Below are 21,421 nucleotides of genomic sequence, written 5' to 3' on the forward strand. Positions count from 1 at the left end.
GCTAGAGGCGGAGCATGGTCCCCGCGTCCCCGACCCAACGCGCCGACGTCGTCCTGGTGGGCGGCGGCCTGGCCAACGGCCTGATCGCCCTGCGGCTGAAGAGCCTGCGGCCGCGGCTGCGCGTGATCCTGCTGGAACAGGGCGCGACGATCGGCGGCGAGCACACCTGGTGCCACTTCGCCACCGACGTCGACGCGGTCGAGGCCGGCTGGCTGCGGCCGCTGATCGTCCACCGCTGGTCGGGCTACGAGGTTCGCTTTCCTGGCCACCGGCGGCAGCTGCCGACCGACTACCTGGCCATCACGTCGGAGCGCCTGCACCAGGTGGTCGGCGCGGCCCTCGGCGCCGACGCCTGGCTGTCGGCGAGCGTCTCCGACGTCAATCCGCACCAGGTGACCCTGGCCGACGGCCGGACCGTCGTGGCCGGGGCGGTGATCGACGGGCGCGGCCCGCGCAGGAGCTCCAGCCTGGCCCTGGGTTACCAGAAGTTCGTCGGCCAGGGGGTGCGGCTGACCGCTCCGCACGGCCTGACCCGGCCGATCATCATGGACGCCACGGTCTCGCAGGAGGACGGCTACCGCTTCGTCTATGTCCTGCCGCTGGACGACACCCGCTTGCTGATCGAGGACACCCGTTACAGCGACGGCCCGGCCCTGGACCGGCCCGCCCTGCGCCGCGCCATCGCCGCCTACGCCGCGGACCAGGGCTGGACCATCGCCGCGATCGAGCGCGAGGAGGACGGCATCCTGCCCATCGCCCTGGGCGGCGACATCGACGCCTACTGGCGCGAAGCCCCGCCCCACGTCGCCGAGGTCGGCCTGCGCGCTGTCCTGTTCCAGCCGACCACAGGCTACTCCCTGCCCGACGCCGCCCGCCTGGCCGAAGCCGTGGCCGCCCTGCCGCGCGTCACCAGCGCCAGCGTCCGCGCCTGCGTCGAGGCCCAGTCCAAGACCGTCTGGCGGCGGCGACGCTTCCTGCGGCTGCTGAACCGCATGCTGTTCCGCGCCTGCGCGCCGCAAGACCGCTACAAGGTGCTGGAGCGCTTCTACCGCCTGTCGCCCGGCCTCATCCAGCGCTTCTACGCCGCGCGGCTGAGCCGGTGGGACAAGGCGCGGATCCTGATCGGCAAGCCGCCCGTGCCGATCTCGGCGGCCATCAAGTGCATCGACGAACGCTCGGTGTTCGGAGGACAAGACGCATGACGACGACCCCGAAGCCGAAAGCCGCCGTGATCGGCGCGGGATTTGGCGGCCTGGCCCTGGCGATCCGCCTGCAGTCCTCGGGCTTCGACGTCACCGTCTTCGAGGGCCGCGAGAAGCCGGGCGGCCGGGCCTATGTCTGGCATGACGAGGGCTTCACCTTCGACGCCGGCCCGACCGTGATCACCGACCCTGACTGCGTGAAGGAGCTGTTCGCGCTGAGCGGCCGCAAGATCGAGGACTATGTCGAGCTGCTGCCGGTCGATCCCTTTTATCGCCTGGTCTGGGAGGACGGCGACGTCTTCGACTACGTCAACGACCAGGAGAAGCTGGACGCCCAGATCGCCGCCCGCAACCCCGCCGACGTCGAGGGCTACCGCCGCTTCCATGCCTATTCCGAGGAGCTGTACCAGAAGGGCTATGTCGAGCTGGGCGCCGTGCCGTTCCTCGACTTCGGCGCCATGCTGTCCAACGCCCCTGCCCTGATGAAGCTGCAGGCCTGGCGCAGCGTCTATGACAAGGTCGCCGGCTTCGTGAAGGACGAGCACGTGCGCCAGGCGCTGTCGTTTCACAGCCTGCTGGTCGGCGGCAGCCCGTTCGCCACCTCGTCGATCTACGCCCTGATCCATGCGCTGGAGCGGCGCGGCGGCGTCTGGTTTCCGCGCGGCGGCACCCACGCCCTGATCCGGGCGCTGGTGAAATTGTTCCAGGATCTGGGAGGGACGATCCATCTGTCGGCGCCGATCCAGAAGATCACCACCAAGGCCGGTCGGGTCACCGGGGTGATCCGCGCCGACGGCCAGTTCGAGGCCTTCGACACGGTCGCCTCCAACGCCGACGTCATGCACACCTACCGCGCCCTGCTGGCCGACGATCCGCGCGGCCGCAAGGTCGGCAAGGCCCTGGAGGCCAAGCGCTGGAGCCCGTCGCTGTTCGTGGTCTATTTCGGGCTGAAGACCACCCATCCCGAGATCCGCCACCACACCATCTGCTTCGGCAACCGCTATCGCGAACTGATCGGCGAGATCTACGGCAAGGACGGCCTGGCCGACGACTTCTCGCTCTATCTGCACCACCCCACCGCCAGCGATCCGTCGATGGCCCCGGACGGCTGCTCGGCCTTCTACGCCCTGTCGCCGGTGCCCAATCTGAAGACCGCCAACATCGACTGGGCGGTCGAGGGGCCGAAATACCGCGACAAGATCCTGGCCTATCTGGAAAAGCACTACATCCCCGGCCTGACCGCCGACATGGTCACCTGCCGCTTCATCACCCCGGACGACTTCGTGACCGACCTCAACGCCTGGCAGGGCGCGGCCTTCTCGCTGGAGCCGATCCTGACCCAGAGCGCCTTCTTCCGCACCCACAACCGCGACGACGTCATTCCCAACCTCTATTTCGTCGGGGCCGGGACCCACCCGGGCGCCGGCATCCCCGGCGTGGTCGGCTCGGCCAAGGCGACGGCGGGGCTGATGATCGACGACTACGTCCCCGCATGAGCGCGCTGGAGCAACAGAGCCGCGAGGCGATCCAAAAGGGCAGCAAGAGCTTCGCAGCGGCCGCGGCCCTGTTCGACGCCCAGACCCGGGCCGACGCCGAGATGCTGTACGCCTGGTGCCGCCATTGCGACGACGTGATCGACGGCCAGACCCTGGGCCACGGCATGAGCCCGGTGGCCGACGCCCCGGCCAGACTAGAGGCGCTGTACGCCCAGACCCGAGCCGCCCTGGCCGGCGAGACCCCGACCGATCCGGTGTTCGCCGCCTTCCAGACCGTGGCCCTGCGGCGAGGCATTCCCGAACGCTACGCGCTCGACATGATCGACGGCTTCGCCATGGACGTGGCCGGCCGGTGCTACACCACCCTGGACGAGCTCCTGGAATACTGCTGGGGCGTGGCCGGCGTGGTCGGGACGATGATGGCCCTGGTCATGGGCGTGAAGCCGCACGCCCTGCCCACCCTGCGCCGCGCCCAGGACCTGGGCCTGGCCTTCCAGCTGACCAACATCGCCCGCGACATCGTCGAGGACGCCCGCAACGGCCGGGTCTATGTTCCCGGCGACTGGCTGGCCGAGCTGGGCGTGCCCAAGGACGCCGTGGCCGATCCGGCCCACCGCGGAGCCGTGGCGGCGCTGGCGCGACGCCTGGTCGACGCGGCCGAGCCCTACTACGCGTCCGCCCGCTGGGGCCTGCGCGACCTGCCGGTCCGCTGCGCCTGGGCGATCGGCGCGGCGCGCGGGGTCTATCGGCAGATCGGGCTGGACGTCGTCAAGGCCGGTTCCGGCGCCTGGGACGAGCGGGTGGTGGTCAGCGGCCGGATGAAGGCCTGGCGGGCGCTGGAAGGCGGCGTCGTGGCCCTGCGCTCGGCGACGCTGGACCGTTGGGGCGCGCCGCCCGAACGGCCGGCGATGTGGTCGCGGATATAGGTCCTCCCCCTGTGGGGGAGGTGTCGGCGCAGCCGACGGAGAGGGGCGTAATCGGCCGGTTCCGCAAACTCCCCCCACCGGCCTTCGGCCGCCTCCCCCATAGGGGGAGGATCTGGAACGGCGGCCCTACCGCAACACCCCGCGCCGGGTCATCCACCAAGCATACCCGACGAAGAACGCCAGCAGCGCCGCTATCACCGCGCTGGTGATCGCCATCTGCTGGCCCATGATCTTGCCGCCGTCGGTCAGCAGATAGGTGTAGGCCAGGCTCAGCAGGAAGGCCGCCAGCGACACCGCCAGCACCGGCCAGGCCAGCCGGTGGCGCAGCAGGATCAGCACCGAGCCCGCCAAGGCGCCGAACACCCCGACGGCCCAGTCCACCGTCATCCAGGCCGGCATCTGCTGGTAGTGGTCGATCTGCTCGGGGGTCATGCCGGCGCTGGCCATGTAGGCCGCGCCCCGCGTCATGCTCATCACGAAGTCGAAAACGCCGATGCTGTTGAACAGCACGGCGACGACGCCCACCAGCCATAGATGCCAAGGCGTCTTGATCGTTCTCTCGGTCATCGCCCCCTCCCCAGGAGCGCCGACGGACATGTTGCGCTTGTCTTGCCTAGAGCCGGTCGCGCGATATAAGAATCACGCGACCGGCTCTAGCTTTTTGTTTTCGCATCGTTTTGCGGAAAACCGGCTGCCACTTTTCCGCACGATGCCCTAGGCGTCGACACCCCGCGCCCGCAGCTTCGCCTTCAGCTCCCGCACCGGCCGGGCCAGCAGGAATCCGAACGACACCGCCCCTTCCTTGGTGTGCACCGCGTGGTGGATCCGGTGGGCCTGGATCAGCTGCTTCCAGTAGCGCGACTTGCCCACCGGCACCCTGAACCGCCGGTGCACCATGCCGTCGTGGAACACGAAATAGATCGCGCCGTACGCCGTGATCCCCAGCCCGATCGGCAGCAGCCACGGAACCCCGTTGGCGCCGAAATAGATGGCCACGATGGCCGGCGCGGCGAACACCACCGCGAACAGGTCGTTGAGTTCGAAGATCCCGGTGCGCGGCTCGTGGTGCGAGCGATGCCAGGCCCACAGCCAGCCGTGCATCACGTAGCGGTGCATGACCCAGGCGAAGCCCTCCATGAAGGCCAGGGCCGCCAGGAACAGGGCCAGGTGCAGACCAAGGGTCGCCATCGTCTTCCCGTCTATCGCCGGATGCGGCGCGCCAGCACGTGCGCCAGCGCCAGGCCGGCCAGGCCGGCGGCGGTCAGCACGCACCAGGCCTTATACACCGCCCCGACCCCGGCGTCGCGCCAGAGGATCGCCTGGTAGGCCTCGATGGCCCAGGCGTGCGGGGTGAACCAGCCCACCGCCTGCAGCCACGGCGGCATCAGGAAGCGCGGCACCATGCTGCCGCCGATCGCCGCCAGGACCAGGATCACGAAGGTCGACAGCATCTGGGCCTGCTCGCGCGTGCGGCACACCGACACCAGCCCCAGGGCCACGCCCGCCGCGCAGGCGCTGGCCGCCAGGGTGGTCGGCAGCCACAGGCCCGCGCGCTGGATCGCCGTCACGCCGTAGACGACCTGGGCGGTGGCGAAGATCAGCAGGGCCTGCACGGTCCCCTGCCCGACCAGGAACAGGAATTTGCCGCTGACCACTGGCCCCATGCCCGCCGTGCCGGCCAGCAGGCGGTCGGCCACGCCCGTGCTCTGTTCGTCCATCAGGCCCAGCGCCCCCTGCATGGCCGAGAACAGGGCGAACAGGATCATCACCGCCCCGGCGTAATAGGCGATCACCCCGCCGCCGACCTTGGCGTCCTTGACCGCCTCGCGTTCGAAGAAGCCGCCGTCGTCGTGGGTCGGGTCCTGGCGCATCAGGGCCGCGGCGCTGTCGGCGTTCTCGACCTGCTCGTCGGTGAAGCCGCCCAGGGCGGGCTCCAGCTGGGTGATCGTCCGGCGCAGGGTGACGTCCGGCAGGGCGTCGGCCAGCACCTGCTGCACGCGGGCCTGGGCCAGGGGCGCGGCCACCGCGCGGCTGGGATCGGCGACGATCAGGAACGGCTTGTCGGCCGAGGCCGGGTCGGCGCGGATCACCAGGCCGGCGTCGGCCTGGCCGGCCTTGACCCGCCGCCGCACCTCAGCCGCCGTCGGCGCGATCTCGGCGCGGACCTCGGCCGAGCGAACCAGCGCCGCCGCCAGCCGGGCCGAATCCGCCGTACGGGCCGTGTCGGCCACCGCCAGCTTCAGCTGGATGGCGTCGCCCGTCGTCCCGGCGAACACCGAGGCGAAGATCAGGAACACCAGCGGCGGCAGCAGGAAAGTCATCAGCAGGGCGCCGCGGTCGCGCCACAGGTCCAGCGCCATCACCCGCACCATGGCGGCGATCTTCCAGGCCGACCGCCTCACGCCGCCTGCTTCCGGTCGGCGACCAGGGCGAACAGGTTGGCCAGCGAGGGTTCGCGCACCCGGATCTCGCGCGGGATCAGCCCCGCCTGGCGCAGGCGCTTGTCCAGCCGGCCCGCCGCCGCATAGCCGTCGGCGTCCAGCCGCGTCCAGACGGTCGGCCGGTGGGTGGGCTCCAGCCCCTCGGCGGTCAGGTGGACCTCGTCATCGGCGGCGACCGCCTCGGCCAGATGGACCAGGATCTCCATCCGGGCGCCGAACGCCTCGGCGACCAGGGTCCGGGGCGCGCCCTCCAGCACCAGTTCGCCCTCGCGCAGGAAGCCCACCCGGTCGGCCAGGGCTCCGGCCTGGTCCAGGTCGTGGGTGGTCATAAGCACCGCCACGCCCAGGTCGCGCAGCCCGCGGATCACGGCGTCCAACGCCTCGCGGGCGTCCTGGTCGACCCCGACCGTCGGCTCGTCGAGGATCAGCAGGCTGGGCTGGTGGACGATGGCGGCGGCGATGTTGGCCCGGCGCTGATAGCCGCCCGACAGATGCCTGACCTGGACCTGGGCGCGATCGGTCGTGCGGGTCAGGGCCAGGGCGCGGGCCACGGCCGACGCCAGGCCGGCGCGCGGCACATCGGCCAGCACCGCGAAGGTCTCGACGTTCTCGGCCACCGTCAGGTTCGGATAGAGGGCGATCTCCTGCGGGACCAGGCCCAGTCCGGCGCGGGCGGCGGGGATCCGGGCGGGGTCGCGGCCGTTCAGCCGCACCGCGCCGCCGTCGGGCCGAATGCGGCCGCAGATCGCGCGGATCAGGGTGGTCTTGCCGGCCCCGTTCGGACCCAGCAGGGCGTAGATCTCGCCGGGGCGCAGCGCCAGGTCGACACCGCGCAGCACGGGCTGGCCGCCATAGGCGTGGACCACGCCGCCGACCGTCACGATGGGGGCCGGCGAAACCGTTTCGGCGGTCACGCCGCCGCCTTGCGGCGGGCGAACAGCTCGCCGACATAGCGGCCCAGCAGGTCGCCGCAGCCGACCTGGGCCAGGGCGGCGGAGGCCTTGGCCAGGTGCTCCTCCATGACTTGGCGGGCGCCCGCCGGACCCAGGGTCGAGACCACGGTGGCCATGGCCGCGTCCTTGCCGACGTCCTTGCCGGCCGCCTCGGGCGAGCCCTGGACGTCGATCAGGTCGTCGCGGATCTGGAAGGCCAGGCCGACATGGCGGGCGAAGACGCCCATCGCCTCGACCGCCGCCTCGGGAGCCCCCACGGTCGCCTGGGCCACCAGCGCCCCGCCCTGGGCGGCGGCGATGATCAGCACGCCGGTCTTTTCGTGGTTCAGCCGGTCCAGCGCCGCGGGGTCGCGCAGCTGGTCGCGGTCGAACAGGTCGCGGGCCTGGCCGGCGATCAGGCCGGAGAACCCCACGGCCTGGGCCGCGCGGCCGGCCAGATCGGCGCGCAACGGCGCCGGCAAACCCTGGTCGGCGGCGATCACCGCATAGGCCTGGTTCAGCAGCCCGACCCCGGCCAGGATCGCCGTGGCCTCGTCGAAGGCCCGGTGGATGGTCGGCAGGCCCCGGCGCAGACCCGCGTCGTCCATCGACGGCAGGTCGTCCAGGATCAGCGAAGCGGCGTGGATCATCTCGAACGCGCAGGCCGCGTCCAGCGCCGCCCCTTCGGGCGCGCCCAACTCGGCGGCGGCCAGCAGGGTCATCATCGGGCGGAAGCGCTTGCCCGGAGCCAGCAGCGAATAGCGCACCGCCTCGACCAGGCGGTCGGGCGCCGAGCCCACGGCCGGCGCCAGTTCGGCCAGCCGCCGGTCCACCCCGGCGCGCAGGGCCTCGACTCTCTGCAAAAATGCGGCGTGGTCGTCCATTTCGCGGGTCGCGACCTGCTGTCCACCCCGACGCGGGCGGGGGCATTTGAAGTGCGCCCCCGGCGGGCGTCAACCGAAAGCTCCGCGCCCGGCCCCGGATGGCGCCATCGGCGTCGGTCAGCCCCGGCAGAAGCCGAAGAAGCGCTTGATGTCCGCCCGTTCGGCCGGCGTGCGCGCGTCCTGTGGATAGGCCTTGTCCTCGACCTGGCTGATCAGGCCAGTCTTTTCGAACGCGGCCAGCACCGGATCGGCCAGGGGGATTCGCCCGATCGCGTCCAGGCCGTCGGTGATCTCGGAGGCCGTCAGCGTGGCGGCGTACCGTCCCTGGGCCTTGCCGGACCGAAAGCGCACCGTCCCGGACCCCGGCTTGCCGTCGGCCAGGTTGGTGAAGAAGCCGACGCTCGTCGTGTTGCGGCGGCACGAGAAGATGATGCCGACCACGTCGCTGTCGGGAAGGCCGTAGGCCAGTCGCTGCTCGGCGTCGGGTGTGGCGAACGCGTTCCATTTCATGCCAACCGGCGCCGTCGCCGGTTCCTGCGCCGGACCCAGGGTCGAGCAAGCGCCCAGCAACACGGCGCTCGTCGCCAGCAACAACCATGATCCCCGCTGCTTCATGCTCCGTCCCTCGCCTGGTCCGCCGTCGATCTAACCCTGTTCGCGCCGGATGGCGACGGGGGCCGGGCCAGGCAAAGCGCGCATGGACGGCTCGGGTTGTGCCAGGCAGGGTGGAGCCAGCCGGCGAGGGCGGCGTTCAGGAGGGATGTCCATGCTGTCCATGAAAGCCTTCGCCGTCCTCGGCCTGGTCGTCGCGCTGGCGGCCTGCGAGCGCAAACCCGCCACGCCGCCGAAGGCGCCCGTCGAAGCGTCCGTCACCACGCCGAAGGCCGCGGCGCCCGCGCCGATGGCGCGGCCCCTGAGCTTCGACCAGTCCGACGAGGCGGCCAAGGTCGCCCTGCGCCTGCCGGCCGAGATCGCCAGCCATCCCGCCCTGCACGCCCTGCTCTACGACCGCGAAACCGCCGGCCTGAAAACCTTCGCCGCCAAGGCCGCGGCCGACCGCAAGGCTTCGGACGGCAAGTTCCCCTGGCGGCCCTACGCCCGTCAGAGCCAGTGGTTCCTGGCCGCCGACAGCGCGCCGCTGGTGGGCCTGCGCGCCCTGTGGTTCGAGGACACCGGCGGCGCCCACCCCAACCACGGCGGCTCGGCCCTGATCTGGGACGGCGCCGCCAACCGCGAGATCCAGCCCAACGCGCTGTTCCGGCCGGACGCCGATATGGCCATCCTCGACAAAGCGATCTGCGACGCCGTGGTCCAGGCCAAGACCCATCGCGCCGGCGCCACGCCCCTCAACGACATGTTCGCCTGCCCCAAGTGGAACCAGACGGTGCTGGTCCTGGCCCCCTCGACGATTTCCGGCAGGATCGGCGGGCTGACGGCGCTGATCGACCCCTATGTGGTCGGCCCCTATTCCGAGGGCGACTACGAGGTCGTCGTCCCGGCTTCGACGTTCCAGGCCTTGCTGGCCCCAGCCTATGCCGGCGCGTTCGGCGGCGCCCCCAAGTCGCCGGGCAATCCGGACGGCACGCTGAGCGTGAGGATGGACCTGAAGTAAGGCCAAGCCTCTCCCGCCAGACGAGGCCTCACAGCGGGATGTTGTCGTGCTTCTTCCACGGGTTGGACAGCTGCTTGCCCTTGAGGCTCTTCAGCGCGCGCACGATGCGCTTGCGGGTGCCGTGGGGCATGATGACGTCGTCGATATAGCCGCGGGAGGCGGCTACGAACGGGTTGGCGAAGCGGTCCTTGTACTCGGCCTCGCGGGCGGCCAGGGCCTGCGGGTCCTTGGCCTCCTGGCGGAAGATGATCTCCACCGCCCCCTTGGCGCCCATGACCGCGATCTCGGCGGTGGGCCAGGCGTAGTTGAAATCGCCGCGCAGGTGCTTGGAGCTCATCACGTCATAGGCCCCGCCATAGGCCTTGCGGGTGATCAGGGTGATCTTCGGAACCGTGGCCTCGGCGTAGGCGAACAGCAGCTTGGCGCCGTGCTTGATCAGCCCGCCGTACTCCTGCTTGGTGCCGGGCATGAAGCCGGGCACGTCCACCAGGGTGATGATCGGGATGTTGAAGGCGTCGCAGAACCGCACGAAGCGGGCGGCCTTGCGCGAGGAGTCGATGTCCAACACCCCGGCCAGCACCTGGGGCTGGTTGGCGACGACGCCGACGCTGGTCCCGTCCATGCGGGCGAAACCGCAGACGATGTTCCTGGCCCACTCGCTGGAGATCTCGAAGAAGTCGGCCTCGTCGACGATCTTCAGGATCAGCTCCTTGATGTCGTAGGGCTTGCCCGGATCGGAGGGGATCAGGCTGTCGAGGCTGGGCTCGGCGCGATAGGGATCGTCGAAGCTCTGGCGCTCGGGGGCGGGCTGGCGGTTGGACGCGGGCAGGAAGTCGACCAGCCGGCGCACCTGGGTCAGGGCCTCCAGGTCGTTGTCGAACGCCCCCTCGGCCACGCCCGACTTGGCCGCATGCACCCGCGCCCCGCCCAGCTCCTCGGCTGTGACCACCTCGTTGGTGACGGTCTTGACCACGTCCGGCCCGGTCACGAACATGTAGCTGGTGTCGCGGACCATGAAGATGAAGTCGGTCATGGCCGGCGAATAGACGTCGCCGCCGGCGCAGGGGCCCATGATCACGCTGATCTGCGGGATCACGCCCGACGCCATGACGTTCTCCAGGAAGATGTCGGCATAGCCGGCCAGGCTGTCGACGCCCTCCTGGATGCGCGCTCCGCCCGCGTCGAACAGGCCGATGATCGGCGCGCCCACCTTCATGGCCTGGCGCTGGACCTTGACGATCTTGGCCGCGTGCGCCCCGCTCAGCGAGCCGCCGAACACCGTGAAGTCCTTGGAGAAGACGTAGACGACCTTGCCGTTGATCGTGCCCCAGCCGGTGACCACCCCGTCGCCGGGCACCTTCTGCTCGGCCATGCCGAACTCGGTGCCCCGGTGCTCGACGAACATGTCGAACTCCTCGAACGAGCCTTCGTCCAACAGCAGGTCGATCCGTTCCCGCGCCGTCAGCTTGCCCTTGGCGTGCTGGGCCGCCACCCGCCCCTCGCCGCCGCCGGCCCGGGCGTGATCGCGACGACGATCCAGTTCCTCGAGAATATGCTGCACGCGGACGCTCCCCTGCTCTTTCACTGGGCGGTTTTTCCACCTTATGGGCCGAGCCCTAATGGCGCGAGCTTTCCGTGGCAAGGCTCCCTTGGACGCCCTGAGCGCGTTCGACCTTCACCTAGGCGGCGCGCGGACCGCAGAGAATGATTCCGGCCCCGAGCAGGCACACGGCCGCCCCGGCCAGATCCCAGCGGTCCGGCCGCAGGCCTTCCACCACCCGCATCCAGACCAGGGAGGCCGCGATATAGAGACCGCCATAGGCCGCGAAGGTCCGCCCCGCCGCCGGGCTGTCGACCCGGGTCAGCAGCCAGGCGAACACGGCCAAGACCACGATCCCGACCACCGCCCACCGCATCGATTGGCCCTGCTTGAGCCAGCGCCAGAAGGCGTAGCACCCGCCGATCTCGCAGGCGGCGGCCAGGACGTAGAGGACCAGGGTTCTCATCGCGCCCCTCAGCGCCGCAGCGCGGCGAACCAGCGCTCCAGCACCTGGGCCTCGACCGCCAGGGCCTCGGCGCGGGCGGCGGCCTCTGCGTCCTGTCCCCAGGTCTGCGCCTGGAAGATCTCCTCCAGCCGCGACAGGTCCAGGGCCTTGCGGCCGGTGACCTTGCCCGCGCGCAGGGCCAGGGCCAGGACCGTCGAGCCGAACAGGCCCGCGCCGTAGGCGACGCCGGCCAGGGCGAAGTCGTCCAGGGTCAGGGCCAGGGCCTCGACGGTGGCCAGGGCGGCCGGCGGTTGCGGCGTGTGGATCACGCCTGAGGCTGGCTTGAGGTGAACGTCCAGTTCGGCCCTGGCCCAGTCCAGCAGGGCGCCCCAGTCGCGCTTCTGAAGCTCGACCAGGGGCGTGGGATGGTCGGCCCAGTAGCACAGCAGGTCCGAACCGGCGTAGGCCGCGACCTCGGCCGCCACCTCGGCGCGGGTTTCGCGGATCCGGTCGATGGCGGTGAAGGCCAGGCGGGTGGCGGGCATGGCGGTGGAATCGATCACCCCGACCTGGGCCTCCCATTCGGCCGCGACCAGTTGGGCGAGGGCTTGGTTCGGCAGGACCAGGGGCGACTTGGCCGGCGACTTGGGCGTGCGGCCGTCCAGCAGCACGGCGAAACCACCGTCCACGGCCCCCGCCGTGGCGATCTTGTAGAAGCGGCGGGGACGTTGCAGCAGATCGGGCTTGTCGACCAAGGCGGAACTTCTTTTCAGTCCAGACATCAAAACATCGGTTTCAGGCCGTTGAATGAGCAATCAACGCGCCCAAGGCAAGAGCGGGCGATGCAAGGGAGAGTAGCGGCGTGAGCCTGCCTTCCAACGACATGATGGCGGCCATCGCCGCGACCCGGTTCGGCCTGGGCGCGCGCCCCGGCGAGATCGACGCGGCGCGGGACGACCCGCGCGGCTTCCTGACCGCCCAGATCCGCTCCGAAGGCGCCGACCAGCCGCAGGGCGGCGAAGGCTCGGCCCAGCGCCTGGCCGAGGTCGCCGACTATCAGATGCAGAAGCGCGACGCCAAGGCGATGGGGGATCCCAAGAGCCCGCCGGTCAAAGACCTCCAGAAGGACCTGCGCGACCAGGCCGGCGACGACTTCCTGGCCCGGGCCCGGCTGGCCGCCACGACCGACGCCGCGTTCCGCGAGCGCTGGGCCCTGTTCTGGGCCAACCATTTCACCGTCTCGTCCACCAGCCTGGCCGTCACCTCGGTGGCCGGACCGTTCGAGCAGGAGGCCATCCGACCGCACGTCTTCGGCCGGTTCGAGGACCTGCTGATCGCCTCCTCCACCCATCCGGCCATGCTGCTCTATCTCGACCAGGCCCAATCGGTCGGTCCCGACAGCAGGGCCGCGGCCTACCAGCGCAAGAACGGCAAGAAGGCCGGCGGGCTGAACGAGAACCTGGCCCGCGAAATCATGGAGCTGCACACGGTGGGGGTCGACGCCGGCTACAGGCAGGCCGACGTCACTGAGTTCGCCCGGGCCATGACCGGCTTCAGCGTCGGCCGGCCGCAGGATCCGGTCCCGCACCAGTTCCTGTTCCGCGACAACGCCCACGAGCCCGGCGCGCGGACGGTGATGGGCCGGCGCTATCCGCAGGAGGGGCAGGCCCAGGCCCTGGCGGTGATGCGCGACCTGGCCGCCAGCCCTCATACCGCCCACCACGTCTCGATCAAGCTGGCCGCCCACTTCGTCAGCGACACGCCGCCGCCAGCCCTAGTGGCCCGGCTGCAAAAGACCTATCTCGACAGCGGCGGTCGTCTGGACGAGCTGGCCCGCGCCCTGGTCGCCGCCCCGGAGGCCTGGGAGCCCGCGGCCGCCAAGTTCAAGACCCCCTACGAGTTCGCCATCTCGACCTGGCGGGCCGTGGACGCCCAACCGTCGGGGATCGACAAGCTGGCGCCGGTGCTGACCGGGCTGGGCCAGAAGCCGTTCTCGGCCCCCTCCCCCAAGGGCTGGGCCGACGAGGCTCAGGTCTGGTGCGCGCCCGACGCCCTGATCAAGCGTCTGAGGTTCAGCGAGGGCTTCGCCGCCGTGGTCGCCGACCGCCTGGATCCCAACCTGCTGGCCCAGACCGCCCTGGGCGCGCGCCTGAGCCCGTCGGTCGCCAAGGCCGTGGCCCGGGCCGAGACCCGCCGCGAGGCCATGGCCCTGCTGTTGATGAGCCCGGAGTTCCAACGCCGATGAACGCCCCGATTTCGCGTCGCTCGCTCCTGGCCCAGGCCGCCGGCCTGGGCGTTTCCGTCAGCTTCCTGGGCGGCTCGGCCTTCGCCGCCGAAGACGGGCCGATGGCCAGACGCAAGATGGTGGTGGTCATCTGCCGGGGCGGCATGGATGGCCTGACCGTCAGCCCGCCGGTCGGCGATCCCGACTACGCGGCCCTGCGCGGCGCGGTGGCGGTGACACCGGACCAGGCCCTGAAGCTGGACGGGACCTTCGGCCTGCACCCGGCCCTGGAGTCGGTGCATGCCCTGGCGCTGAAGGGCCAGGCCCGCATCGCCCCGGCCATCGCCAGTCCCGACCGGGCCCGCTCGCACTTCGAGGCCCAGGACGTGCTGGAGACCGGCGCGGCCCAGGTCTACGGCGTCAATACCGGCTGGTTGAACCGCACGCTGGAGGTCATGGGGCCGTCGAAGGTCGAGGGCCTGTCGGTGGGCGCCACCGCGCCGCTGATCCTGCGCGGCAAGGTCCAGGCCGCCAGCTGGTCGCCGGGCAAGGGCGTCGACGAGACCGCCCGCCTACCCACCCTGCTGCAGGACATCTACAAGGCCGACCCGCTGATGGGTCCGGCCTTCGCACGCGGCCTGGAGACCGAGGCCATGGCCCAGGCGGCGATGACCGCGCTCAATCCCACGCCCACGCCGGTGTCGGCCGACGCCGCATCGATGGCGCCCAAGGCGATGTGGAAAAACGCGGTGAACACCTCCGGGACGCCGCAGGTCATGGCGCCGCCGGCCGTGGCCCCCGGCGCCCAAGCCATCGCCGGCCAGCGCCAGGCGCGCGAGGCGGCGCGCAAGCTGGGCTCGACCCTGGCCGGGTTCATGGTCCAGCCGGGCGGGCCGCGCATCGCCGCCATCTCGCTGGACGGCTGGGACACCCACGCCGGCCAGGTCGGCCAGCTCAACAGCCGCCTGTCCTATCTGGACGCCGTGCTCGACGGGCTGAACACCGGCCTCGGCGACGAATGGCGCAACACCGTCGTGGTGGCCGCCACCGAGTTCGGCCGCACCGCCCGGGTCAACGGCACGGGCGGCACCGACCACGGCACCGGCTCGACCGCCCTGGTCCTCGGCGGCGGCCTCAAGCCGGGCGGGATCATCGGCGACTGGCCCAGCCTGAAGCAGGAGGCCCTGTTCGAGAACCGCGACGTGCGCCCCACCCTCGACATGCGCGGCCTGTTCAAGGGCGTGCTGGCCGATCACATGGGCGTCGACCGCGGGGCCCTGGAGACCAGGGTCTTCCCCGACAGCGCCGACGCCAAGCCCGTGACGGGCCTGGTCTGATCGTTCTTCCTCCGGCGCCGAGCCGAGGCCGCCTCAGCGACGCCGGGTCTGGCGCCGCGCGAACGGGTCGTATTCGGCCTCGTCCTCCGAGAAGCCGAACTTGGCGAAGCCGGCCTTCATCTCGGGGCTGAGCGGGGCCTCGATGGCCAGGGTGCCGACCGTCGGGTGCGGCAGGATGATCGAGCGGGCGTGCAGCTGCAGCTTCAGGCCTTCCGACAGCGGCGTGGACTTGTCGTCGCTGTACTTGGGGTCGCCCAGGATCGGGTGGCCGATGGCCTTCATGTGGGCGCGCAGCTGGTGGGTGCGGCCGGTGTGCGGGCGCAGGGCCATCCAGGTGACGCGCGGCCCGGCCCGGCTGATCGAGACGTACTCGGTCTCGGCCGGCTGGGCGTCCTGATCCTTCGGCTCGGCCGGCACCACCAGTTCGCGGTCGCCGACGCCCCGCTTGGCCAGATGCAGCTCGATCACCCCCTCGGTGGGGTGCGGATTGCCGGCGACGATGGCCCAGTAGGTCTTCTGGGCCCGGCGTTTGGCGAAGGCGCCGGACAGCCGCGCGGCGGCGCCGGGGGTCTTGCCCAGCAGCAGCACGCCGGAGGTGTCGCGGTCCAGGCGGTGGACCAGCTTGGGGCGGTCCACGCCCTCGCCCCAGGCGCTCAGCAGCTTGTCGATGTGGTGGGTGGTCTTGGTCCCGCCCTGCACGGCCAGGCCCGCCGGCTTGTTCAGGGCCAGGACTTCCTCGTCCTCGTACAGCACCAGCGACTTGGCGAAGGCGATGTCGCGCGGCGACAGCTTGCCCTTGTCGGCCGGATCGGGCGCGTCGGGCAACGGCGGCACGCGGATCTGGCTGCCGGCCGCCAGCTTGGTGTCGGCCTTGGCGCGCGAACCATCGACCCGCACCTGGCCGGAGCGGAACAGCTTGTTCAGCTGAATATGGTTCAGGTGCGGCCAGCGGCGCTTGAACCAGCGGTCCAGGCGGACGCCGTCTTCACCGGCGTCCACATAGATCGTACGTACTTCTTTCATGCCGAAAAGATCCTGCGGGCGATCAAGAGGCCCGCGAAAACGGCCGTCACGGACAGGATCACGCTGGCGGTCGTATAGGTAAAGGCCTGGGCGTAGGCGCGCTTCTCGATCATCAGCGCGGTCTCCAGCGAAAAGGCCGAAAAGGTGGTGAAGCCGCCCATGACGCCGACACCGAGCATGACGCGCCATTGCTCCTGGTTGGCGTCGCCACGATGGGCCAGCCAGCCGACCAGCATCCCCATCAGCAGGCCGCCCGCCAGGTTGACGATGAAGGTGCCGTACGGCCAGTTCGACCCGAACAGGCGCAAGGCCTGGATTCCCACGAGATAGCGAGCGACGGAGCCCAAGGCGCCGCCGGCGGCGACAAGGAGGAGTTTGGTCATCGCGCCCTTATGCGCCGCGCGGCCGCGAACGCCAAGCCGCGCCGCAAACCGGTTTCGCCAGCAAGTTCAGCGAAGGGTTAACGCCGATCCGCCGTCATCATGGTTTACGCTGCCCCGGAGGGCCTTAAAGCGGCCTTCGAATGTCGGCAAAAGGCCCGGAAAATGGGCATCTTAACGTTTGAGCGCGTTACGGTAACCTCGTTTGCACACCGTGTTCCTGCACCGACCATTAAGGCTGTAAAATGCATCCTATGGGCTCCTCCCGCGCCAAGGCGAACATGCCCTTCGATTCGATGCATAGTGACGACCGAAACGAGCATCTGGCTCTCAGCGGCCCCGTACTCCAGCGCCTGGCGGGGTCGGAGCTGATCGCCCGCGGCTCGGTGAACGTCATCAGCGTCAAGGCCATCCGCCGCTGGGCCGGCGACTGGTGGGACAAGAAGCGCGTCGACGTCTGGACCTATGTCGAGCGCAAGCTGGCCGAGCACCTGGACCGCAGCGACCTGCGGGCCCGGATCGGCGAGGAAGACTTCCTGATCGCCATGAACAACGACCACGGCTTGGCGGCCCAGGCGACCAGCGTGCGGATCCTGGAAGACGTGCTGACCCACCTGCTGGGCGCGGCCGAGCCCACCGACCTGGGCGTGCGGTCGGTGATCGGCCTGGAGGCCGGCGGCCTGGTCTGCCGGCCAGTGGACGCGGCCGTGGTGCTGGCCGCGCGGGCCCGTCGCGACTCGACCCGCTCGCCCATCCGCTTCGACATCGATCCGCTGGAAGAGACCCGACGCACGCCCGTGGCCTTCACCACCGCCGGCGGCGCGGCCCTGCGCGTCGATTTCACGCTCGAGCACGTGATCAGCCTCAAGCGCAACATCGCCACCGCCGTGCGCATCGAGCCGGTGGTCACCCACCTGGGCTCGGGCAAGCAGATCAGCGCCCGCGCCGTCTCGCGCCTGCCCGACCGCGACGCCGCCTTCATCGACGAGGCGGCCCTGAAGTACGCCGCCGTCTTCGCCCGCGCCTCGCAGGGCCACGACCGGCCCGACCTGATCGTGCCGGCCTCGTTCCGCACCCTGGGCACCCAGCGCGGCCGCGACATGCTGACCGGCACCTCCGGCCTGTCCCTGGCGCTGCTGCGCGGCGGGGTGATGATGGAGTTGGTCGACGTCACGCGCGGCACGCCCGCCGGCCGCCTGCTGGAAGTGGTCGGCCTGCTCAAGGCCCTGACCCGGGGCGTCATCGCCCGCGTGCCGCCCGAGAAGGAAGCGCTGCGGGTGCTGCGCGACGCCCGCCTGCACGGCCTGACCCTGGACGCCAGCGACCTGGCCGGCCCGGCCGAGAAGATCGCCGCCGACATCATGGCCTTCGGACGCGACGCCCGGGGCCTGGCCCCGATGGTCGCCCTGCAGGGCCTGCCGGCCGAGGGCTACTTCGCCGCCGCCGAGACCGCCGGCCTGACCCACGCGGCCCTGCGCGCGGCCTATCCGGTCGCGGCGACCGGGACGAAGAAGGCGGCGGGCTAAACCGCCGCCCGTCCCTGCCCCACCGTGCGGACGATGGCGCGGGCGTCGTAGACGTCGGCCCCGCTCGGCGGCTTGCCCTTGCCGAACACCACCTCCATCGAGCTGCTGACCGCCGGGCCCGGGCCCAGGTTGAAGCTGGTGCCGACGCCCAGCCCTACCCCGCTGCGCCGGCCATAGCTGCCCGAGCCGCCGCCGATCGACAGGCTCGAGCCGCCGCCCGACCCGGTCTGCTGGGTCACGCGGTCGGCCACCCGGAACCAGTCGTAGCCATCGCGCAGGGCCAGCTCGGCCGAGCGCAGCAGGGCGTAATCGGAGACCTGGTTGACCGGCGCGCCGGGATTGCCCTGGAAAGTGACGCGGTAGCGGCCGGCCTCCAGGCGATACTCCGAATAGCCGGCCCCGCGCGGCCCCGTCTGCGGCGCGTAGAGCGTCGGCGTGGTGGCGCAGGCGGCCAGCAGGACGGCGGAAAAGGCGAGTGCGATCAACCCCTTGGTCTTGTGGCGCTTCATGGCGAATTCTCCTGCCAGGCTTAACGGCTTTCCGGGCGCCCCTGTTCCGGAACGGCCCGGTCGGGAAGCTCAAGGCCCAGCTTATCCAAAACCGCGCGCATGTCGTCAGGGATCGGCGCGCTGATCCGCCGCTCGCCGCCTTCGGGATGCGGGAAGACCAGCTGGACGGCGTGCAGCATCAGGCGCGGCACGGGCGCTCCGCCCAGCATCAGCGCCCCGCCATAGCGGCTGTCGCCGGCGATCGGCCGGCCGATCGAGGCCATGTGGACCCGCAGCTGGTGCATGCGGCCGGTGTCTGGCGAGAGCTCGACCAGGGCCGCGCCCTGCGTCGAGGCCAGGGTGCGATAACGGCTACGGGCGGCCTCGGCGTCGGGATGGTCGGCCGCGCAGACCCGCATATAGGCCTCGCGGCCGATCGACTCTCGGCGCAGGGGCGCGTCGATCTGGCCGCCGCGCGGCTCGGGCGCGCCTGGCGTGACCACGGCCAGGTAGGTCTTGCGGAACCGCTTGCCCATCAGGGCCTTGCCGAGGAAGGTAGCGGCCGGCTTGGTGCGGGCGGTCAGGATCACGCCCGAAGTGTCGCGGTCCAGGCGATGGATCAAGCGCGGCCGCGGGCGGTCGCGCCGGGCCAGGGCCCACAGCAGGTCGTCCAGCGTATGGGCCCGGATGCGCCCGCCCTGGCTGGACAGGCCGGCCGGCTTGTTCAGCACGAAGACGCTGTCGTCCTCGTGGATCACCAGCGACTTGGTGAATTCGATCTCTTCGGGGGTCAGGGCGACCGGTGTGTCGGACGCCTTGGGCTTGGCGACGCCGGGCGGGCGCCTGTCGGGTTTGCCGGGGGGCGGACGGCTCATGCGGCCTCTCCTTTCGGCGCGATCCACAGCGCCCGGCCATTCAGGAACAGCCACAGCAGCATCAGCCCCGCCGGAGCCAGGGCCCAGCCGCCGCGCGAGGCGAAACTGGTCAGCAGGAACACCGCGAAGGCCAATGGCAGGGCGTAGACCGCGTTGGCGACGATCGACGGCCAGTGCGGCGGTCGGGTGAAGACCAGCAGCGGCCCGCTGGCCCGGCGGCGGAAGATCAGCGGCGGCAGGACCAACAGCAGGGTGATCGTCGCGATCGGGATCATCGCCACCAGCGCCCCGGCCAGCGGGATCTCCAGGGCGTCGGACCATTCGGGCAACTGCTCGCGGTAGAACCGGTGCAGCGGGTCGGCCGCCAGCCCGGCCAGGGTGGCGATCAGGGCCAACAGTGTAACGCCCAGCACGACCCACGCGCTCTTCTGGGTCCGCAGCAGCCGCGCCCCGAACCGCATCGCCAGACCGGCGACGACGGCCGTGCAAACGCCAAGGCTGAAGCAGGCGTAGGCCAGGTCGGCGTACAGCCATTTGCGGGTCGCGTACTGGCTCTGCAGCGCCCCGAACCGAAGGGTGGCCGCCTTGAACGCCTCGGCGTCGGGCTGGCCGAAATAGAGCGTGGCGCGCAGCTTCCGCAGGTCGGCGAAATAGGCGCTGGAGTCCGTATGCCAGGGCGTCGCCGCCGCCAGCCACAGCAGCACCGCCCCGGCCAGCAGCAGGACCAGGGCGATCGCGGCGGTCACGCGGACCGCGGGGGTAAGCTTCACTTGCCGTCTCTCCGCAGGCGGTTCCAGGCGTCCAGCCGTTCCTTGACCTTGGCCTCGGCCCCGACCGGCTTGGGGTCGTAGAGGGTCGGACGCTCGATGCCGTCGGGGAAATAGTTCTGGCCCGACACCCCGCCTTCGACGTCGTGGTCGTAGGCGTAGCCGTCGCCATAGCCCAGCGATTTCATCAGCTTGGTCGGGGCGTTGAGGATGTGGGCCGGCGGCGTCAGGCTGCCGGTCTCCTTGGCCAGCCGGCGGGCGGCCTTGTAGGCGTTGTAGACGGCGTTGGACTTGGGCGCGCTGGCCATGTGCACCACCGCCTGGGCCAGGGCCAGCTCGCCCTCGGGGCTGCCCAGGAAGTCGTAGGCGTCCTTGGCGGCCGTGGTCAGCAGCAGGCTCAGGGGATCGGCCGCGCCGATGTCCTCGCTGGCCATGCGCACCAGGCGCCGGGCGATGAACAGCGGGTCCTCGCCGCCCTCCAGCATCCGCGCCAGCCAGTAGAGCGCCGCGTCCGGATCGCTGCCGCGCACCGATTTGTGCAGGGCCGAGATCAGGTTGTAGTGCTCCTCGCGGTTCTTGTCGTAGGCCGGGCGGCGCTTCTGCAGGAACTGGCCCAGCTGGGCGGGGTTCAGCGGCGTGTCCGTGCCGATGGCCAGCAGGGTCTCGGTCAGGGTCAGCAGGTAGCGGCCGTCGCCGTCGGCCATCGCGATCAGGGTCGAGCGGGCGTCGCCGTCCAGCGGCAGCTTGCGGTTCTCGGCGGCCTCGGCCTTGACCAGCAGGGCCTCCAGCGCGTCCTCGTCCAGCCGCTTGAGCACGAAGACCTGGCAGCGCGACAGCAAGGCGCCGTTCAGCTCGAAGGACGGGTTTTCGGTGGTGGCCCCCACCAGGGTGACGATCCCCTCCTCCACGAACGGCAGGAAGCCGTCCTGCTGGGCGCGGTTGAAGCGGTGGATCTCGTCGACGAACAGCAGGGTGCTCTGGCCGGCCGAACGGCGCACGCGGGCCTGCTCGAAGGCCTTCTTCAGGTCGGCGACGCCGGAGAACACCGCCGAGATCTGCATGAACTCGTAGCCGCCGGCCTTGGCCAGTAGCCGGGCGATGGTGGTCTTGCCGGTGCCGGGCGGCCCCCACAGGATCATCGAGGCCAGGCGGCGGGCGGTCGCCATCCGGCCGATCGGGCCGTCGGGGCCCAGCAAGTGCTCCTGGCCCACCACCTCGTCGAGGTTCTGGGGTCGCAGGCGGTCGGCCAGCGGCGACGGCGCGTGGGGCGTCAGGCCAGCGGCTTGGAAAAGATCGGACATGGGGTAGGTTTACTTAATCGTG

The 21,421-nt window shown here is 70.9% G+C and carries 22 protein-coding genes; 7 read left to right on the top strand and 15 right to left on the bottom strand.

Features of this window, described 5'->3' with window-relative positions:
* Window positions 1-14: 14 nt before the first annotated feature.
* The 3 genes from crtY to ACSQ2G_RS01845 are packed head-to-tail and all read left to right on the top strand — an operon-like array spanning window position 15 to window position 3,624.
* A complete protein-coding gene (gene crtY, locus ACSQ2G_RS01835) occupies window positions 15-1,202 on the top strand; it encodes a lycopene beta-cyclase CrtY (RefSeq protein WP_436027809.1) in 1,188 nt (395 codons plus the stop codon).
* Window positions 1,199-2,698 (top strand): phytoene desaturase, encoded by a 1,500-nt coding sequence (locus ACSQ2G_RS01840; RefSeq protein ID WP_436027811.1) that lies wholly within the window; start codon window positions 1,199-1,201, stop codon window positions 2,696-2,698. The genes crtY and ACSQ2G_RS01840 overlap by 4 nt, the downstream gene beginning before the upstream one ends.
* Window positions 2,695-3,624 (top strand): phytoene/squalene synthase family protein, encoded by a 930-nt coding sequence (locus tag ACSQ2G_RS01845; RefSeq protein ID WP_436027813.1) that lies wholly within the window; start codon window positions 2,695-2,697, stop codon window positions 3,622-3,624. Before ACSQ2G_RS01840 ends, ACSQ2G_RS01845 begins: the two co-directional genes overlap by 4 nt.
* 126 nt (window positions 3,625-3,750) lie before the next feature.
* Here the strand turns inward: ACSQ2G_RS01845 and ACSQ2G_RS01850 are convergent, their stop codons facing one another.
* The 6 genes from ACSQ2G_RS01850 to ACSQ2G_RS01875 all read right to left on the bottom strand — a co-directional run bounded on the left by ACSQ2G_RS01850 (window position 3,751) and on the right by ACSQ2G_RS01875 (window position 8,391).
* Window positions 3,751-4,191: a hypothetical protein gene (locus tag ACSQ2G_RS01850; RefSeq protein WP_436027815.1), complete on the bottom strand. Its 441-nt coding sequence runs from the start codon at window positions 4,189-4,191 to the stop codon at window positions 3,751-3,753.
* Between the two features lie 147 nt (window positions 4,192-4,338).
* Window positions 4,339-4,812: a sterol desaturase family protein gene (locus ACSQ2G_RS01855; RefSeq protein WP_436027817.1), complete on the bottom strand. Its 474-nt coding sequence runs from the start codon at window positions 4,810-4,812 to the stop codon at window positions 4,339-4,341.
* A gap of 11 nt (window positions 4,813-4,823) precedes the next feature.
* Window positions 4,824-6,026 (bottom strand): ABC transporter permease, encoded by a 1,203-nt coding sequence (locus tag ACSQ2G_RS01860; protein ID WP_436027819.1) that lies wholly within the window; start codon window positions 6,024-6,026, stop codon window positions 4,824-4,826.
* The gene (locus ACSQ2G_RS01865) at window positions 6,023-6,979 is read right to left on the bottom strand and encodes an ABC transporter ATP-binding protein (RefSeq protein WP_436027820.1); all 957 of its coding nucleotides are present in this window, start codon (window positions 6,977-6,979) and stop codon (window positions 6,023-6,025) included. The genes ACSQ2G_RS01860 and ACSQ2G_RS01865 overlap by 4 nt, the downstream gene beginning before the upstream one ends.
* Window positions 6,976-7,881, bottom strand: coding sequence for a polyprenyl synthetase family protein (locus ACSQ2G_RS01870; RefSeq protein ID WP_436027822.1), 906 nt, complete (start codon window positions 7,879-7,881; stop codon window positions 6,976-6,978). Before ACSQ2G_RS01870 ends, ACSQ2G_RS01865 begins: the two co-directional genes overlap by 4 nt.
* A gap of 117 nt (window positions 7,882-7,998) precedes the next feature.
* Entirely contained in the window at window positions 7,999-8,391 is a 393-nt protein-coding gene (locus ACSQ2G_RS01875) for a hypothetical protein (RefSeq protein WP_436027823.1), read from the bottom strand.
* A gap of 256 nt (window positions 8,392-8,647) precedes the next feature.
* On the opposite strand from ACSQ2G_RS01875, the gene ACSQ2G_RS01880 reads away from it, so the two are divergent.
* Window positions 8,648-9,493 (top strand): RsiV family protein, encoded by an 846-nt coding sequence (locus ACSQ2G_RS01880; RefSeq protein WP_436027825.1) that lies wholly within the window; start codon window positions 8,648-8,650, stop codon window positions 9,491-9,493.
* Between the two features lie 28 nt (window positions 9,494-9,521).
* Here ACSQ2G_RS01880 and ACSQ2G_RS01885 read toward each other — a convergent pair whose 3' ends face one another.
* The 3 genes from ACSQ2G_RS01885 to ACSQ2G_RS01895 all read right to left on the bottom strand — a co-directional run bounded on the left by ACSQ2G_RS01885 (window position 9,522) and on the right by ACSQ2G_RS01895 (window position 12,233).
* Window positions 9,522-11,054, bottom strand: coding sequence for an acyl-CoA carboxylase subunit beta (locus tag ACSQ2G_RS01885; RefSeq protein WP_436027827.1), 1,533 nt, complete (start codon window positions 11,052-11,054; stop codon window positions 9,522-9,524).
* 118 nt (window positions 11,055-11,172) lie between these two features.
* Window positions 11,173-11,499, bottom strand: coding sequence for a YnfA family protein (locus ACSQ2G_RS01890; RefSeq protein WP_436027829.1), 327 nt, complete (start codon window positions 11,497-11,499; stop codon window positions 11,173-11,175).
* Window positions 11,500-11,507: 8 nt separating this feature from the next.
* Entirely contained in the window at window positions 11,508-12,233 is a 726-nt protein-coding gene (locus ACSQ2G_RS01895) for an ATP12 family chaperone protein (RefSeq protein ID WP_436027831.1), read from the bottom strand.
* Between the two features lie 107 nt (window positions 12,234-12,340).
* Between ACSQ2G_RS01895 and ACSQ2G_RS01900 the strand changes: the two genes are divergently transcribed.
* Entirely contained in the window at window positions 12,341-13,723 is a 1,383-nt protein-coding gene (locus ACSQ2G_RS01900) for a DUF1800 domain-containing protein (protein WP_436027832.1), read from the top strand.
* Entirely contained in the window at window positions 13,720-15,039 is a 1,320-nt protein-coding gene (locus ACSQ2G_RS01905; protein ID WP_436027834.1) for a DUF1501 domain-containing protein, read from the top strand. Before ACSQ2G_RS01900 ends, ACSQ2G_RS01905 begins: the two co-directional genes overlap by 4 nt.
* 33 nt (window positions 15,040-15,072) lie before the next feature.
* Here the strand turns inward: ACSQ2G_RS01905 and ACSQ2G_RS01910 are convergent, their stop codons facing one another.
* Both ACSQ2G_RS01910 and crcB read right to left on the bottom strand, forming a co-directional pair.
* Window positions 15,073-16,062 (bottom strand): RluA family pseudouridine synthase, encoded by a 990-nt coding sequence (locus ACSQ2G_RS01910; protein WP_436027836.1) that lies wholly within the window; start codon window positions 16,060-16,062, stop codon window positions 15,073-15,075.
* Entirely contained in the window at window positions 16,059-16,445 is a 387-nt protein-coding gene (gene crcB, locus ACSQ2G_RS01915) for a fluoride efflux transporter CrcB (RefSeq protein WP_436027838.1), read from the bottom strand. The genes ACSQ2G_RS01910 and crcB overlap by 4 nt, the downstream gene beginning before the upstream one ends.
* 278 nt (window positions 16,446-16,723) lie before the next feature.
* Between crcB and ACSQ2G_RS01920 the strand changes: the two genes are divergently transcribed.
* Entirely contained in the window at window positions 16,724-17,968 is a 1,245-nt protein-coding gene (locus ACSQ2G_RS01920; RefSeq protein WP_436027840.1) for a hypothetical protein, read from the top strand.
* On the opposite strand, the gene ACSQ2G_RS01925 is transcribed toward ACSQ2G_RS01920, so the two are convergent.
* The 4 genes from ACSQ2G_RS01925 to ACSQ2G_RS01940 are packed head-to-tail and all read right to left on the bottom strand — an operon-like array spanning window position 17,965 to window position 21,399.
* Window positions 17,965-18,477, bottom strand: coding sequence for a CC0125/CC1285 family lipoprotein (locus tag ACSQ2G_RS01925; protein WP_436027841.1), 513 nt, complete (start codon window positions 18,475-18,477; stop codon window positions 17,965-17,967). The genes ACSQ2G_RS01920 and ACSQ2G_RS01925 overlap by 4 nt on opposite strands.
* 20 nt (window positions 18,478-18,497) lie before the next feature.
* A complete protein-coding gene (locus tag ACSQ2G_RS01930; RefSeq protein WP_436027842.1) occupies window positions 18,498-19,331 on the bottom strand; it encodes an RluA family pseudouridine synthase in 834 nt (277 codons plus the stop codon).
* On the bottom strand, window positions 19,328-20,101 hold the full coding sequence (locus ACSQ2G_RS01935; RefSeq protein ID WP_436027843.1) for a hypothetical protein: 774 nt from the start codon (window positions 20,099-20,101) through the stop codon (window positions 19,328-19,330). Before ACSQ2G_RS01935 ends, ACSQ2G_RS01930 begins: the two co-directional genes overlap by 4 nt.
* Window positions 20,098-21,399: a replication-associated recombination protein A gene (locus ACSQ2G_RS01940; RefSeq protein ID WP_436027844.1), complete on the bottom strand. Its 1,302-nt coding sequence runs from the start codon at window positions 21,397-21,399 to the stop codon at window positions 20,098-20,100. The genes ACSQ2G_RS01935 and ACSQ2G_RS01940 overlap by 4 nt, the downstream gene beginning before the upstream one ends.
* Window positions 21,400-21,421 lie beyond the last annotated feature (22 nt).

It is taken from the genome of Caulobacter sp. LjRoot300, assembly GCF_964253875.1.
In the GTDB taxonomy this organism is placed as follows: Bacteria; Pseudomonadota; Alphaproteobacteria; order Caulobacterales; family Caulobacteraceae; genus Caulobacter.

Bases quoted from the DNA above. Each gene is read 5' to 3' on its own strand.
- crtY (WP_436027809.1), top strand. From the start codon at position 15: ATGGTCCCCGCGTCCCCGACCCAACGCGCCGACGTCGTCCTGGTGGGC.
- ACSQ2G_RS01840 (WP_436027811.1), top strand. From the start codon at position 1,199: ATGACGACGACCCCGAAGCCGAAAGCCGCCGTGATCGGCGCGGGATTT.
- ACSQ2G_RS01845 (WP_436027813.1), top strand. From the start codon at position 2,695: ATGAGCGCGCTGGAGCAACAGAGCCGCGAGGCGATCCAAAAGGGCAGC.
- ACSQ2G_RS01850 (WP_436027815.1), bottom strand. From the start codon at position 4,191: ATGACCGAGAGAACGATCAAGACGCCTTGGCATCTATGGCTGGTGGGC.
- ACSQ2G_RS01855 (WP_436027817.1), bottom strand. From the start codon at position 4,812: ATGGCGACCCTTGGTCTGCACCTGGCCCTGTTCCTGGCGGCCCTGGCC.
- ACSQ2G_RS01870 (WP_436027822.1), bottom strand. From the start codon at position 7,881: ATGGACGACCACGCCGCATTTTTGCAGAGAGTCGAGGCCCTGCGCGCC.
- ACSQ2G_RS01875 (WP_436027823.1), bottom strand. From the start codon at position 8,391: ATGAAATGGAACGCGTTCGCCACACCCGACGCCGAGCAGCGACTGGCC.
- ACSQ2G_RS01880 (WP_436027825.1), top strand. From the start codon at position 8,648: ATGCTGTCCATGAAAGCCTTCGCCGTCCTCGGCCTGGTCGTCGCGCTG.
- ACSQ2G_RS01890 (WP_436027829.1), bottom strand. From the start codon at position 11,499: ATGAGAACCCTGGTCCTCTACGTCCTGGCCGCCGCCTGCGAGATCGGC.
- ACSQ2G_RS01905 (WP_436027834.1), top strand. From the start codon at position 13,720: ATGAACGCCCCGATTTCGCGTCGCTCGCTCCTGGCCCAGGCCGCCGGC.
- ACSQ2G_RS01910 (WP_436027836.1), bottom strand. From the start codon at position 16,062: ATGAAAGAAGTACGTACGATCTATGTGGACGCCGGTGAAGACGGCGTC.
- crcB (WP_436027838.1), bottom strand. From the start codon at position 16,445: ATGACCAAACTCCTCCTTGTCGCCGCCGGCGGCGCCTTGGGCTCCGTC.
- ACSQ2G_RS01920 (WP_436027840.1), top strand. From the start codon at position 16,724: ATGCCCTTCGATTCGATGCATAGTGACGACCGAAACGAGCATCTGGCT.
- ACSQ2G_RS01925 (WP_436027841.1), bottom strand. From the start codon at position 18,477: ATGAAGCGCCACAAGACCAAGGGGTTGATCGCACTCGCCTTTTCCGCC.
- ACSQ2G_RS01930 (WP_436027842.1), bottom strand. From the start codon at position 19,331: ATGAGCCGTCCGCCCCCCGGCAAACCCGACAGGCGCCCGCCCGGCGTC.
- ACSQ2G_RS01940 (WP_436027844.1), bottom strand. From the start codon at position 21,399: ATGTCCGATCTTTTCCAAGCCGCTGGCCTGACGCCCCACGCGCCGTCG.